This window comes from Cryptosporangium arvum DSM 44712, assembly GCF_000585375.1.
Classification (GTDB): domain Bacteria; phylum Actinomycetota; class Actinomycetes; order Mycobacteriales; family Cryptosporangiaceae; genus Cryptosporangium; species Cryptosporangium arvum.
On record NZ_KK073874.1, the window covers coordinates 3347884 to 3362795 of the forward strand.

The 14912-nt window shown below is 63.4% G+C and carries 8 protein-coding genes; all 8 read right to left on the reverse strand.

The features are described from left to right. Window positions 1-234: 234 nt before the first annotated feature. The 8 genes from CRYAR_RS45300 to CRYAR_RS51270 all read right to left on the reverse strand — a co-directional run bounded on the left by CRYAR_RS45300 (window position 235) and on the right by CRYAR_RS51270 (window position 14907). Entirely contained in the window at window positions 235-1827 is a 1593-nt protein-coding gene (locus CRYAR_RS45300; RefSeq protein WP_084700527.1) for a zinc-ribbon domain-containing protein, read from the reverse strand. Window positions 1828-1872: 45 nt separating this feature from the next. Next, window positions 1873-3264 (reverse strand): ScoMcrA-related endonuclease, encoded by a 1392-nt coding sequence (locus CRYAR_RS15535; protein WP_157017721.1) that lies wholly within the window; start codon window positions 3262-3264, stop codon window positions 1873-1875. Between the two features lie 221 nt (window positions 3265-3485). Continuing rightward, entirely contained in the window at window positions 3486-4646 is a 1161-nt protein-coding gene (locus CRYAR_RS15545; protein ID WP_157017723.1) for a hypothetical protein, read from the reverse strand. A 279-nt stretch (window positions 4647-4925) separates the two neighbouring features. Continuing rightward, window positions 4926-5432: a hypothetical protein gene (locus CRYAR_RS47050; RefSeq protein ID WP_157017725.1), complete on the reverse strand. Its 507-nt coding sequence runs from the start codon at window positions 5430-5432 to the stop codon at window positions 4926-4928. Window positions 5433-6234: 802 nt separating this feature from the next. Beyond that, the gene (locus CRYAR_RS15550; RefSeq protein ID WP_035851555.1) at window positions 6235-7056 is read right to left on the reverse strand and encodes a hypothetical protein; all 822 of its coding nucleotides are present in this window, start codon (window positions 7054-7056) and stop codon (window positions 6235-6237) included. Window positions 7057-8356: 1300 nt separating this feature from the next. After that, complete coding sequence (locus CRYAR_RS45305; RefSeq protein WP_084701900.1) at window positions 8357-11719, reverse strand: CHAT domain-containing protein; 3363 nt, start codon at window positions 11717-11719, stop codon at window positions 8357-8359. A gap of 1394 nt (window positions 11720-13113) precedes the next feature. Next, a complete protein-coding gene (locus tag CRYAR_RS15555) occupies window positions 13114-13770 on the reverse strand; it encodes a hypothetical protein (protein ID WP_035851557.1) in 657 nt (218 codons plus the stop codon). A gap of 387 nt (window positions 13771-14157) precedes the next feature. Next, a complete protein-coding gene (locus CRYAR_RS51270; RefSeq protein ID WP_425389367.1) occupies window positions 14158-14907 on the reverse strand; it encodes a nucleotidyltransferase domain-containing protein in 750 nt (249 codons plus the stop codon). Between the last annotated feature and the right edge of the window lie 5 nt (window positions 14908-14912).

Below are 14912 nucleotides of genomic sequence, written 5' to 3' on the forward strand. Positions count from 1 at the left end.
CTGCGGCCCGCGACCGTGGCCGAGTGTTGGTGCTGCGGCGCGGCTCCGGAGCAGCCGTCCCCGCACCGATAGAAAGCGTTGACGGGTGGGGCGTCCTGCCCGCCTGCTCCGGAGCCGATGTCAAGGGTACGGAGCCGCGGGTTCGCCGGGCGATGGGAACGTGCGGCGAGCTGATCGAGTTGTACCCGGCGCTGCCGCACCGTCTCCGTCGTCGGGCGAGTCTGCTGGTTGGGTTTACGCCCGAGTCACGCGGCAGTGGCCGGCGGTCTGGACGAGACTGACAGTGGCGGACTCCCCGGGCGCTTCGCTGACGGCTCTCGGCATCTGCACTGGCGTGTGGCTGAGCTCGAGCCGAGCGAGATGATCGAGCAGGAGTGTTGCGACGCGTCGTCCTGCGGTTTCTCGGTCGGAGGTGTTGGTGATTCGGTCGGGTACGACCATGTCGTCGCGGTGTAGGAGACCGAGTGGTTCTTCCCGGAGTCGGATCAGCCTGTAGCCGCGCGTTGCTAGCTGTTCGTACCGTGCCCGATCTCGGGCGACCGTGTCTTGATGCCAGTACCAGCCGTCGTACTCGATGACGATGTTGAGGTCGGGAAGGACTATGTCGGCCCGAACTGGTCGGGCGGTGCCCTCGATCGGTATCGCTACCTGCGTTTGCACAGTCAGTGTTTCCGCGAGTGAGGCTGCGAGTGCCTGTTCGATGCGTGAGATGTTGCCGATTGAGCAGGTTGGGCATCCGGCGCCGCGGGATCGGTGCGCTATGCGCGCTGACCAGACGTGGCCGGCAGTGCAGCGCCAGACAGCGTGAATGTCGGAGAAGGCCGTGACGGTGTGTGGGGTGCGGTCACCGTTGAGTTCGGGGTGCCATTCGGCGGTGAGTGCGGGCATCAGGGTGGCGAGGCAGTTGTCGGCGCCTGCGCGTTTTCCGGCGCACTCGGGACACCCGGTGCCGTCGTTTGCGCGGTCTCGGACTGTCGCGGACCATCGGTGGCCCCGGCGGCAGCGCCAGGCGGCTCGGCGGCCTGAGCCGGCGCTGACCTTGTCGAGGAAGAACTCTTCGTTGATGTCGTTGTCGAATTCCGTGACGAGATGGGGGTGGGTCACGATCACGGTGTCGGTCGGGGTAGGTCGTCGACCGGAGCAATAGGGACAGCCTGATCCGGGCGGATTGACGCGGGTGCGGTTCGCCACCGTCGCCGCATAGGAGTGCCCGATCGGGCACAGCCACCAGCGCTCCTGGCCGGATCGAGGAGCCACCTCAGTGGGGTGGTCGAAGTTTTTCTCGGGGTGCCATTCGACGGCGATGTCGGGTCGCTGGCCGGCGAGAGAGCGGCAGGTCGGGCAGCCGAGCCGCCGCGCGGGAGTCATCCGGTCGGGGCGTGTGTGTCGTCGGACGCGGGCGCCGATCGTCGCGGAGTAGGTGTGCCCCTCCGGGCAAGTCCACCAGGCCAGGAACTCTGACGTTGGCGCCCGGTCGAACGGGGTGAGGTTTCCGTTGAAGTCGGGGTGCCACTCCGCCGCGAGATCAGGATGGTGGACGGCGAGCGACCGCTCGGGCGTTGCCCGTCGACGAGAACACCACGGGCATCCGAGTAAACGGTTGCCTTGCCAGCGAGCGTTGGGTTGCGCGCGCCATTCGTGCGTTGGGTCTGCTTGGCACTGCCACCAGCACTCGTAAGTCGATCCGAAGGACACATCGGTCGGGCCCACGGTGCCGTTGCGCGTGGGATGCCATTCGGCGGCCATCGCCGGATGCGTGTCGGTGATGCTGTGGCCGGGCCGAGGTGCCCTCGGACGAGGAGGGACGCGATTGCGGCCGTCGGTCATATTTGAACCTTCGTTCAAGCGGCTGTAAAAGGCGACGTCGCCCGGTCACTTCGGGTGGTTGAGGACCATCGTCCACAGAGGCCGCATGATCTCGCGGGTGGTGTCTGATGCGGGTTCGCGAGTGAAGGTGGTGTCGCGGTTCCAATACAGGCAGTCGATGCCGTAGCAGTGCAGCAGCTGGATGTCGGCTGACAAGGGCGAGGCCGGGAAGAGCGCGGTAAGCCGGTGGACGGGCTGGTCGGTGTTGACGGCGTAGTCCAGGAGTTGCCCGAGGGCTTGGCGGACGTAGCGGTGATCGGCTCCGCGTTTGGCTTCGATGATGTCGCCGTCGTCGAGGAGGTAGAGGTCGGTGTGGCCGACGGCTGTCCGGAGGCGGTGGTCGCCGCTGTGTCCGGGCAGGGTGTCGCGGAAGAGGTTGACCAGTTCGGCTTCGGCCCGATGGATGGTGATGGTGCGGGCGGGCTGGTTGTAGCTGCTTGTGGTGGTCTGATTGTTTTCGGCTGCTGACAGTTGGGAGGCGGGGGTGCGTGCGGAGTCGAGGGCGGCCAGCAGCTGGGCCTCGGCCTGGGCGTCCTGGGTGTCCTCGTCGGGGTGGATGGTCAGCCCGAGGCCGGTGATGACTGCGGCGGATTTCTCTGGTGATAGTCCGCGGGTGGCTTGGAAGATGTCGTTGTCGCTGGAGCCGACCCAGTCGCGCAGCTGGGGGTAGCCGACGCCGTGGACGAGTTGGAAGCCGACGAGGGTGTAGACGTTCAGCCATCCCTCGTGCCCGGAGGCGGGCGGCCAGAGGAGGTCGGCTAGCTGCCGGTTGCGCAGTTTGCATCCCAGTGCGGCGACGGCGACCACATGGTTTTGGCCGGTGAAGACCACGACGTCGCCTTGGCGGAGGCGGTCGATCGTGGTGTTGAAACGGGGCAGTGCCCCCCAGAATCGGGCGCGACCGTCGGGGTGCAGTCGTTCCAGTGACGCTCGTTCGCTGTCGCTCAGCGCGTTGCGCAGCCGGTCGTCGGTGTAGTCGACGGGTTGGGCGAGGGTGTCGGAAAATCGGCTCCGGGCGGCCTTGTTGCCGGTGGAGGGGGCAATCAGTACCAGTGGTGGCCGGCTGGCGTCGAGGCTCTCGGGGGCTGGGCGGTTAGGCCCGGTGGTGGCATCGGGCTTCGCGTCAACGTCGTCGATGGTGAATCCCAGCTGTTCGAGCCGTCGTACCACGGTGGCTTCGCCTCCGCTGAATTGCGCCGCGGCTAGCGGCGCGCCGGTCGCGTACTGATGGGCGACGCCCAGGATCGCCTTCGAGTCGTAGCGGCGGCCGTCATGCAGCACCTGGTAGCGCAGCGCGGGCCGGAATCCGTGGCGGCGCAGGAATTCCGTCTGTCCGATCTCGTCATGCTCGGCTATCGCCTTCCGGACCGCGGCACCATCCACATCAGCCAGACTCATGGCGGTGACCCTACGAGGCAGGTATGACAATCCGGCAAGGAGGAGGCGGCGGGGGCAGATAGAGTGGGCTTCTGCGGCGATGTCCGATTCCTGCACCACCCCTATCCGCACCGGCAAGGCCTGCTCGAGCGAAGGCTGGCGGCTTCGCCCGGCGAGCAGTGTCGGCGGACTCGCCCTTGGGTGTTACTCGACGTAATCGGACGAACTTGCCGAGGCCCTCTCTACTCACCGTCGATTTCGCCGCCTGGGTGCAGGACGGCGTCGAACGCGGAGAGGAGGCCGTCGATCGCGGCCGACCGTGCCGCTAACGGTCGCAGCGCGACCGTCGGGTATCGGCGGAGCAGGGCTTCATCTGGCTCGCTCAGGGCGGCGTCCAACTCAAGGGTGCGGCGGGCAGTCGTGAGGAATCGGCGTGCGACCTTCTCGTCAACCCAGAGCAGCGAGCCGATGCTGAGCGCGATCGACGGTTTGGCGGGTGTCAGGTATAGCGACCACAGCGACCGGCGCTCTTTGCTGATGTTCGGGTAATGCAGCCCGGCCGACGGGTCGGGGCCGGTGCCACCCTTGAAGCTCGCCCCGTGGGCGTCAGCATGCTCGAGGAGCCGGCGCACGGCCTCGGCCACGGCGGCGTCCCGCGTGGCGAGTTCGGCGACCGCGCTGTCCACGTCATGTCTGGTCCACACCCGTTTCCCCAGCTCCCGGGTCAGGTTGACACCCGGTCGGCGGAGGGCCGGTGCCTCGGGGGTCGGCCCGAGCACGTCCTCCAGCGAGGTGACCACCCGCAATAAGAAGTCGATCACATCGGTCACCTGGTCGGCGCTCATCGGAAGCCGCTGACCAGGGTTGCCCGGATCCCGGTCGGCCTCGTGGGCGATGTGGCTCCGCCGGTCCACGATCGAGCCGAGCCGGGCCTGAAGGTCCTGAGTCGTCGTGCCGAGCAGCTCGGCGACCGGTCCCCAGACCTTCGTAGGCCCGACGTGAGCCAGTGCCTCCTCGATCTTGCGGTAATTTTGAAAGGACTGATATCCGAACTTCCCGAGCAGGAAGTCGGTGAAGCGGTCCGACAGGTAGGCGCCGTTGTGCAGGACGTCCTCGAACAGGTCCATCGGGATCTGTAGCTTGAGGAACGCCTTGGGCCGCTGGGCCTTGGGCGCGACAGCGATCGCCACCGCCCGTTCGTACAGCTCGCGGTGTACCCAGCGGTCGACGGCGGTCATCGCCTGCATCCACGCTGCCCGGTAGAGCGCGGTGACCTCGAAGCCGCCGACCTTTCCTTTCTCCAGCCACTGCCCGCCCTGGACGATCTCGCGAGCGTAGGCGAGGTTCTCTTCGAACTCTCGAAAGGCAGCGGTCTTGGCGGTTTCAGTGGCGTCGTCGACCATGCGACGCATTCTGCCCAGCGCCGCGCCGCGATGAGGCGCCGATGACCGAACGGTTGGCGGGAGCTGACCGGTGCGAACGAAAGGTCATTGCCGGGGCGAGCGTCGCGGTGGGTGTCCTTCGGCGTTCTCGTCGGTGCGGCGCTGGCTAGCTGGGCCATGCGTGCTGAGTCCTCTACCTAATCTGTGGCTGTTCAATCGTCGACCCGATGTGCCAGCGTCCATGGCTGTAAGTTGTCCCAGCGCGAGGGCGGTCAAGGTTGCCTCGACGAACCCATGTGGTCATGGGGAGGGAATCCGGCTGGGCTCATACCGGTCTGGCCGGGGAAATGAAACGACATAAGCGACGTCCCACTCCTCGTCACCGACGAGGCAAGTAAGCCGAATCCGCGTCGACCCAGTCCAGCCGTGCTCATCAACGGCGACATGCCAGATGCGTTCGTCGCCGACCCTCACAGGCCCAGGCACCTCGCCACCAATGTCCGACACCGCTAGAGCACAGTTGGGTTTCGTCGAGCGCGGCACTAACCGAAGACCTTCGCGGCGAAGGATGGTCAGTGTGTACCCGTCAAGCTTCCGGGCGGAATCGAGCCGGACATGTAGGTAGTCAGTGCGCTCATACTCCACCTCTTCGACGAAGACCGTAAAGCGTGGAGTGCGAGCGTCGTAGAGCGCGGCCTGGGCGATGCTTGCCGCATCTCGCGCCGCCCGGTTAGAAGTAAAAGCCACAGCAAGACTCCCGATGGCCGCCGCACCCGAAATTCCTGCAATCACGTCACCCACATCCACGCTCGCAGCGTACGGCCGACTGGACGTATGGGCGGCGACTTCGGCAGCAGCCTTGCAGAGCGCGAGTCTCGCAGCCGGCTGGACCGACGAACGGCAGCCTCTGGGGAGCTCCGGTGGTGCTGCAGCACCACCATTTTCATCTGAGTTGTCGCCCGGCCGAACGGACTTGACTACTCGTCGCCCCGGGGTAAGTCCACGTCCCCGATGAGCGGTAACGCGTAGTGTTGGGGTTGAAGTCGGTCCTCTGAGTTGGAGCCCCACGAACTCTCGTGAGAACTCGCGGGGGAATTCGCCGGATCCTCGGTCTGCGGCCGGCAAGACGGTGCCTCGTTGAGGGTGTCCTTCTCTTCTGCTCACGCTGTTGGGTGTCTCTGGCGCGGGTGGCTCCGGAGCAGCCATCCTCGCACCGATAGAAAGCGTTGACGGGTGGGGCGTCCTCCCCGTCTGCTCCGGAGCGGATGCCAAGGATAGGAAGCCACGGCTCTCCCTCGCGATAGTCTCGCGCGGGGGAGCGTTCGAGCGGTGCTTGGGGCGGACCACCGAGAGTCCTCTGTCCCGGCGGGAGGTGCGGCGGGCAGTCGTGAGGAATCGGCGTGCGAGCGTCTCGTCGACCCAAGCGCGGAGCACAGAGCACGACTGAGTGTGATCGACGGCCTGGGGGTGTCAGGTACATCGACGACAGCGATCGGCATTCTTTGCTGATGTTCGTGTTTGTGCCGCGCCGCGTCCAGGATCACGGGGCAAGGCCCCACGTGGGCATGAGCGAGCGTCTGCATGTCGCTGTCGGGGAGCGACTCGGCGTTCAGCGAGCGATCACGTCGATTCTGATGCTGTCGTCAGGCGCCAGCATTACCACCGCGTCGATACCCCGGCGCCATCCCCAGGGCACGAGCAGAAGGCCATCCGGCCCGCGCACGATCAGTCGCAAGCCCTCATACCGATAGTGGAACGCACTGTTTGCTACCACATCAGCGCTCGCCCCGGCGTCTAGGTTTGTTGCGACCACGCCCGGGCCGCGGATCGACAGTCGCTTCTCGCTCCAGACGGTGACCTCGCTCTTGCCGGAGAGGTCGGCGGCATAGCTGCGGGCCGCGCTCCAGCCGCTCTGCACACCGTATAACGCCAGTGCCCACACCAATCCGGTCACGGCAAGCAGCGCCAGGAGCGACGGCACGATGTCGGCCTCATAAGAGAATCTTTCATCTTCCATCGCAGCAACGGCCCGGCCGTACGCCACGACGCCAGCGGAGGCCGCGAGGGACAGCGGAAGGCCGTACCCGAGCCGTCCGTCGAGCCACGCAGGCGCGATCAGCCAAAGTGCCGACGGGAAGAGTAGAAGTCCTCCGATGCCCCACAGGCCCCAGGACAGTCGAGTTCGCTGCGCGGCTGTCCAGCGGCTCAGCCATGGTGCGGCGAACAGCCGGTGGACTGTAATGCTGCACACCGCCAGGACCGCCGAGACGACGATCGCTGGGACTACGGTGGAGACGCCACGCAGGATGTAGTCCGTGGTGGAGAAACCGAGCGTGCCGACGTCTATGCCGTAGTACTGAAACGCCTGGTTGGCGCGGGCCCAGCCGAAGTAGTACAACAGGGCCGCAATCGCTACCGCCTCTGACGCCAACGCGCCGAGCAGACCCCACGGCTTTGCCGGGCGCCGATCGGTTCGCGCGGAGGGCGCCGGCTGGGATGACGGTCGCTGAACGACCTGGGCCGCGCTCGGGGTACGCCGCCGCACGCGGGTTGCTTGCCGACTCATTCGCTCAGCAACTCGGGCTCGGCGAGGGCGCCTGCTGCGAAGGAGTACACACCGGTGCGGGCTTCGGCTCCGTGACAGGCGACGGGGGCTTCGTTAGCGTCGGGCCTGGTAGCGCATTACGCTCAGTGTTCGAAGGTACGGGACTAATCTTGGGGCCCGGTAGGGCGTCGGTGGGCTCGCGCGGGGTTGTGCGCGCGGAGGCGGAAGTCGTCGCGCTTGGCGCGCGGGAGTTCGTCAAAACCGGTCTCGATCTGCCGGCGCTTGGTTTACCGCTTGGCTTTGTGTCGCCCGATCGTGGCGTCGGTGACCGCTTCTGGCTCGGGTCTCTCGGCGTGCTCTTCGCGCTCGTAGACTGCCCGGGCGACTCAGACGGCGGAGGCAACGAGTCACCACCTATTAGCGGGGCCGGGGTCGCATCAGGTGTGCCCACCGATACGTCGCCGCTACCGCACCCGCTGATTATGACCGCCAACAGGGCAGCCATCCCCCACATCACCCAGCGCCTCATGCCACCCCGGCTTTCGTCCCCACCAGGCCCCACGACAGCGCGAGCCCCCCAATGGCATGCGATTCTTCCGACGCCAGCAGCTCCCGCGACAGCCCTGTTCGGGTGTCGCAGTCGGGCGGAACGCTCTGAATCTCCACACGATCCGGTAGCCGCCGTACGAGTGCAGTATGGACGAACAGGCGAGTTCCGAGTGGTCAGTGGGGCTGCGGCCAACTACAACAAGGCGTTCGGAAGCCGCGCTCGGCGGCATGAGCGGATGTTGCTCAGCGGTGAGCGCGGCGGGCTTCGATGAGGGTTCGGGTGGAGTGGGCGACGAACGGCCCGCGCTCGCGAATGTTGGTATCGAGCGCCTCGGACGACAGCTCGAAATTCCCCGCGCGTCTTCGGGCTGCGCCGGCCTGATCGGCAGAGCATCAACCAGAGCCCGCTGTGACCAGCCGGGGCGCTACTGGGCACCGGGACGGCGTCAATGCGGCAGAAGAGGTCTTTCGCGAGCCGGTGTGAACGCGGTGGCTGGAGCGGTTAGTTTGTGTTCGATATGCAGGCCGAATTCGGTGACGCCGCCGTACACGAGCAGCGTCATAGCAGCAACGGGTGCGGCGATTGCCAATCTCATAGCAGCTCTGCATATTACCTGTGGCCTCATCGGCCGTACAGTCAGGGCTCTGAATCCTCAGCAAGGATGTACTCCAGTATTGATCGTACGCGTGTGACCTGGTCAGAGGCCTGATCTTGTAGTTCGAGTGCGGCTTGCGCCAGATCTCGAGCGTGGGCCACACGTCCTTTACGAAAGAGCGCTATGGCCGCATTTGTGCGAGCAAGGGCCAACGTTCCAAGTTCACCAAGCATCTCAAGAAGTGCGCAAGCCTGAAGAAACCGTGCGGCACCTAGATCGCCCATCTCCAGGTCAAGGTAGATTGTCCCTACGTTATTGTGCGCCGACGCCGCTATATTGGGCACCGCACCCTCGGATGCAAGGTCAAGATAGTAAACCGCCTCTTCGACGCGTTGAGCGTTATTGGCATCAGGCGAAGATTTGATCGACTCCCAGATCGCCGATCCGACACTTAGACAGCAAGAGGAAAGGAGGTCCCCAGCAATATTCCCCATCGGGAGCGCGGCCGCGAGGGCGGATCGCGCATACTTTTCATACAAGACCGAGTTGCGAAGCGCGGGCACATTAAAATATGCGCGAGCGATTCCCAAGTAAGCATCAGCGGACCTCAAAGGGTCTCCTTCAGCCAATTGGAGAGCCTTATGGTACCAAGTTAGACATTCCGGTGAGCCTACACCTCTGAGTTCATCCCCTCTCCTCATATTCGCGGTTATGAAGCGATTATTCCGCATTCTTGGATTATCATCGACGGCTATGGTCTGCCCCTCGGCGGAGAATGTTCGCGCTAGAGCCTTGTTGTTCCATTGAGCCTCTGCAGCGAAGTCCTTACGTCTATGTGCTTCGTCTGCTTGGAGTCGAAAGTACAAGACATGGGGATCTTCAACGCCCGGCCGAAGCGCATCCTCGGGAGTAGACTTGAAGTTCAAATCAGCCTCTTGAAAGGCCGACTCCCACTCGCTCAGACGACTTTGGTCGAGGAGTCGCCTTCTCAGAGCGCGGAGAAGGGGAAAAGCATGCTCCCACCAATACCCCGCAATAGAGATATCGAGCGCGCGCCACACATTCTCTGCAGCACCTAGTACAACTTCTTCGTTCTCCGAGCCAGTCTGTGATCTAACTCTCTCTGCAACAGATATGGTCATGGTAAATGTAGCCCAGTGATTCCTAAGTAGATCCGGAAAGTCTAGAGAAGTGCCCTCGGCTATGAAGTCAAGAACCGCGTCATGCGCGTCTCGAGCAGCAATTGATGCGAGCGGATGTAGAGCAGCACTCCCATCCTCCTGAACGGAAACGAGGCCCAAACTCGAAAAGAGGTCGATCTGCGAAGGAAATAGATTACCTAGATCGTCCGCAAGGCCTGCGAACCCATTCCTTTCTTGCAATTGCCGAAATAGGTCCCACTCGAATTCGGTCAAGTGCGATTGGAACAAAGCCGCCGCAATGGGAACAGCAGCTGAGGTTATAGTCGCCGGCTCGATTCGCTTCAAGCTAAACTGTTTTAGGATGGTCGCCGCGTCGTCGGTAGAGGCTGGCCCGCCGGCGCGGATCTGCGCTAGAGACCGCGTCTCGCTCGAATTTGCGTCCGCCAGCGAGCGCGTGCTGAGGAAGTCAGGTAGTGCATTAATCACGGCAGGCAGCCCGCGACTCCAATCTAGCCATTTCTCAAAATCGGGAACAGACCGATCTATCCATCCAGAACGAACGGCTACGTCTCGCGCAGAAATGGGATCTAGTCCATTCAAGGCGATCACGTTCTCTGCCCTACTGTTGACCGTTGCTCGTCCCGATAATATTACATACACTACGCCGCGTTCAATCCCGAAGAACTCCTCCACATTCTCTACGAAGTTAGTTACCCGTCGGTGGCCTTGCTCGTCATTTATGCCGTCTATGGCAATTAGTACTCGGCTCACTTCTTTCTGGTGGAGATGCGCGCGCATGATGCGCATGGACTCCATTAGGCCTTGTTCTAGTTCTACAACATGAGCCTCTTGTGCCAAATCAGTAGCTACTGCCCAATTTGAGAACTCGCGGACGAAGGACGACTTCCCCGAACCGGCCAATCCGGTAATTCGAGCACGAGCTGTACGAGTTAGTGCTCGATCGACCGATAGGAATTCTCCGTCATATCCAATGAAGTCCAGATCTGCATCGATAGCTCTACTTTGCCCATGCTCGCCGAGATTTTTGATCTGTCTGTTGTTGTGGGTGGTTTCGAGATCCGAAGCGGACTGACCTCCGAGCGTCAACCCCTGATATATGATTGGGACCGCCCAACCCAAGGGTTGCGTCTCATGCGTGGGATTGCGCTGGAATTCTAAACGCCGAGCGATCTGGGTAGCGCCGACTAGGGTTTCGCCCGCGGCAAGTCTGTCGTAAACATCTGCGATTATTCTTGCCGCGGTACTAACATAGATGCTAAGTGACATTGCCATTACGTCGCGAACACCAGCAGTGAGAAGTTCCGCTGCGAAGGAGTCGGCAGTACGATTTTCTAGTGCTGACGAATCTTGTTCCCTATACGCGGATCGGCACGCATTGAGTAGGACCGATTGAATTCCGTATTTGGTGAGCAATTCCCCCATGGTTCGTCCATCGACTCGATCCGCGCCACCTTCGGCGGTTTCCGATTCAAACAGAACATATCCACGCGAGGAACTATCGTCAGATTTGCTTTCATCGAAAAGCCCGTGACCATCGAAATGAACTGCATCATACTTTATACCGTTGCGGGCGGCGGCTTCCAGTTCGCTTTTTAGTGCCGACCAAGTCGGCGGCCTAAGCATTCGGACGTTGACTTCGGTACCAGGTTTTCCGATAGTTCGAACGACTCTGCTAGCGATAGATCGGAATGGAACGTCCTGTCTTCCTTCTGGCCTGGAAACAACCATAAGGACTTCCAATTTGCCGCTTGCAGGATTCGCGTTCTTTGAAACTTGACTTTGTGCCGAGGTGTGAACGAACGAAGCCGCCTGAATAGATAGAGGTATTTCGCTCCCTGGGCCTGGGATTATTTCCCAAGGTACCCAGGGGTCTCGGTCATCGGTTCGAACTTCAACCCGCAAAGCCGCAATACTGGCAGGGTGGCTAATCGCCGCGCGAATCGATGTTAGGCCTGGACCATTAAAAATAGCGCGGCTTAGTTCGATAGCCAGTCGATCTATTCGGGCTTTTTCTCGTTCGGCTATTCGGTCAGCAGATGGTCCACGCAGTTGCAAGTAGTCCTCGGCTAACCATCGAAACGCATCCCTATCCAGATCGGTAATAGGGGAGGGGAATGGATTCTCGACAACTGCGGGGCAGGGGCCCGAGAGTTCAACGCGAATCCTTGTTCCCACCGGGTGGTGGACAAGTGCGAGGGATAGAATCGCCTGGTCCTCAAGACCTTCTTTCATGTTATCCATGTCTCCTTCAATAAATTTTAGGGTGGGCAATCGACGCCGTGCACCGGTCGAAGACCAATGCGGTCGACGTGAGCCAGTTCCAGGGCTTAGAACGCGAATGCCGTATTCGCAGGCGTCTCGACCCGCACGGTGGTCGGTGCGGCGTCAACGACTTCCTGGCTGAGCGTGACCGAGTACAAGGAATACTCCCGTTTAGGCACCGATCCGGTCGAGAATTTGGGCCTCGCTCGATCCGCCCATCAAGGCTGCGTGGTAGCAGAGGCGACCGTGAAGGTCGATGAACGCAACTGCGCCGGCGTCGCGAATCAGGACGTAAGTCCGCGTGATCGGCCAGCACAGCGCCGCTGGACTTGTGGACGATTAGCCCCCGCCACCGCCGTGGGGCCTCGACGTCGACCGCCTGCCGCACCAAGCCCATCGACACCCCCGCTCGCCGCCAACCGCAGGCGCACACGGTAACGGGGCCTTACAGCCGATGCAGTCCCCCAATCAGTGGCCACCTCGAACAAGGCGTGGTCACGATGAAGGCTGCTGCCGTAGGCCGACCGTCTACTCTGCCTTGTGTGGACTCACGAGATCGGATGGCCGGCGACAGGCCGCGGAGACGGTGTCCGCTGTGCAAGGCAGCCTCGGGTGACCGGCACGAGACGGGCGCGGAGTGCTCGCCGGGCTACTGGACCGACACCGCCTCGGAACGCTTGCGAGTGCTGGAAATCATGATGCAGCAGAATCCTGATTCGTCCCCGGCGTGAACCGCTGGCCGTAGAGCCAGCGACTGGCCCAATCGAGGCGCTACCCAGGAACGGTCGGGCCGCGGAGGATAAGCATGTCGAGGCGGACTCCGCCAGCCCTCCGATGCTGGTGAGTGCCGCTGCGAGCCACCGCCAGCTTGCCTCCTGGACGTCGTTCTTGGGAATGGCGGCGACGGCAAGCGAGGCTCACATCAGGAGCACGTCGAGCCTGAAGGCGATCGTGCCCCTGCCAGCCCAGACCCGCTGGCGCTCGGCGTAGATTTCTGGTCCTGGAGAATCGCCACCTCCCGGGCTGGATTGGGATTCGGCCACCACTGGCGGATGTCCGCGGGCGCAACTGCGTTCTGGCGGGCCCACATGCCGCACTGCACTGCGGTCACGAGCATCAGTTTGCGCCGGTCAACGCCAGAAGAGTGACGCCGGGGTTCGCTCGACGAGGTCACCCGCGGCCGTCTCACCGGCGGCGGTCGAGCGTCTACCTGCCGTGCGTGGACTCGGACTCGCGCGGTCGGATGGCCACACCCGGCCCAGGCGACGCTGCCCGCTCAAATCGGGCTGCGCACAGCCACCGCACGAGGCGAACTCTGCCTGCGCCGGGATATCGGCTGGATTCCGTCGCCGGGCGACTTCGTGCGGAGGAAATCATGAAACGTCAGAACCCGGACCCGCCGGCGGCGGAGTGACAGGCTTGCCGTAAAGCCACCGGCTGGCCCAACCCAGGCACTGCCCGGGAACGACCGGGCCGCGAGCGACCAGGGCGATCCAGGCAGCCTCGGCTAGCACGCCGAGTGCAGCGAGCGTTGCGGCGCCCCACCGCCACGCCGGTTCATGGACGTCGCTCTTAGGAGCGACGGCGACGGCCAGCGCTATCCATAGCAGCAAGACCCCGAGGTTGAACGTGAGCGTGACCCGGACGGCCCAAACTCGATGCCGGTGAGCATGGAATTTCTGGTCCCGGAGGATCGCTGCCTTACGGGTTAGGTTGGGATCAGGCCACCACTGTTGGATGTCGGTGGGCGCGACGGCGTACTGGCGTGCCCACATGCCGCACTGCACGGAGGCGACGAGCATTAGTATGGCGCCGACCAAGACCAGCAGGACGACGCCGGGGTAGCGCAGCGCGTCCTCCTGTTGCACCACGACGCCCGCCAGCGCCAACGCGCCGCCGGCAAGGAGCGGCGCCGCGACTCCGGAAGCCGAGGCGCTGCCTTCGGTCTGTCCGTAGGGGTCGGGTATCTCGAATGGCGACCCGCTGGCGGGCTCCGGGCGGCTGCCGCTTTGGTCGTGTCGGTGGGCCATGCGGGCAGCGTAGAGCCGATTATCATGTCGAGTGCATCCTGACCGCCTGGGAAGCGGCCAGGATAATTTCAACCCTCAGCACTCGTCCGTCACTGGGAGGCTTGGGGGCCAGTCAGTGTTGACGCTGCGACTGAACGAGCATCCAATCGGCAACGACTGCTGGCGTGTCGAGGTCGCGCTGGCAGGCGACGGCGCAGGCCAGGCCATGAACATTGAGTTTCACATTCGCTGTGGCAGAACATCCGCTCATCGGCATGACAGTGAGTTCCCGCGCCGGGGGAGTGGCCGTCGTTACCTGGGCCGACTACGAGGCTCTACAGGCTTGACTACTCGGCGTCTACGGGTACGTCGACGTCCCCAAACAGCGTCAGAATGTAGGGTTGGGGTTCAAGTCGGTCCTCGGACACAACTCATAAGCACATGGCCTTCGGGCCTGGCTTCGGCCGTGACGGTTCGCCGGCTGGGATGGTGAGTCAAATCCAGATTCAGGCTCCGGTAGACCTGTGCCCGATCGATCGGGTCGGGGTCGATCAGGATTCGGCGGCTGCCGCCTAGCGCGCTGACCAGCGCGTATATTTCCTCGCTGGTCATCCTCGTTCGGCCGGTCAGCTCACGGACCTGCGCATCGCCTGCACACGCTCGGCCTGGATCTCGGCAGTACCGGGTCGGTGCCGGCCTCCAGCGCGGCGCGGTAGCGCAGGAGGCGCTGTCCACAGGACTGGATGGCCTTCTTTTGCCGCGGCGAGCGCGGCGTCGTCGGTGTTGTCCTCGGCTTCGCTCATCGCAGTGAGCGTCTCGGTTAGCTTGGCCGGCGCGAATGCCTGGGTGAGCCACTCGTCGACCGGACCGGCCAGCACGGTATATGCCGGTTTCCCGCTCTCTGAGCCAGGTCTGGTACGTGTGCTCGAACGCGGGGTCGTCGATCGGCCGGGCGCGTCCGTCGCCGATCGCCTCGAACCGGTACGTGGAACGCATCCCGGACTGCCGGGAACCGTCGGAGGGAACGGCGATCTCCAAGTCCTCGTGTTCGTGCGGCTGGCCGCCGGGGAACAGGTCCACCGCCCAGCCGCCCGCGACGTACCAGGGAACGCCCGGGCGGCCCGACTGTGAGGTCGGCCGCCGACCTCTGGCGCCCATGCCGC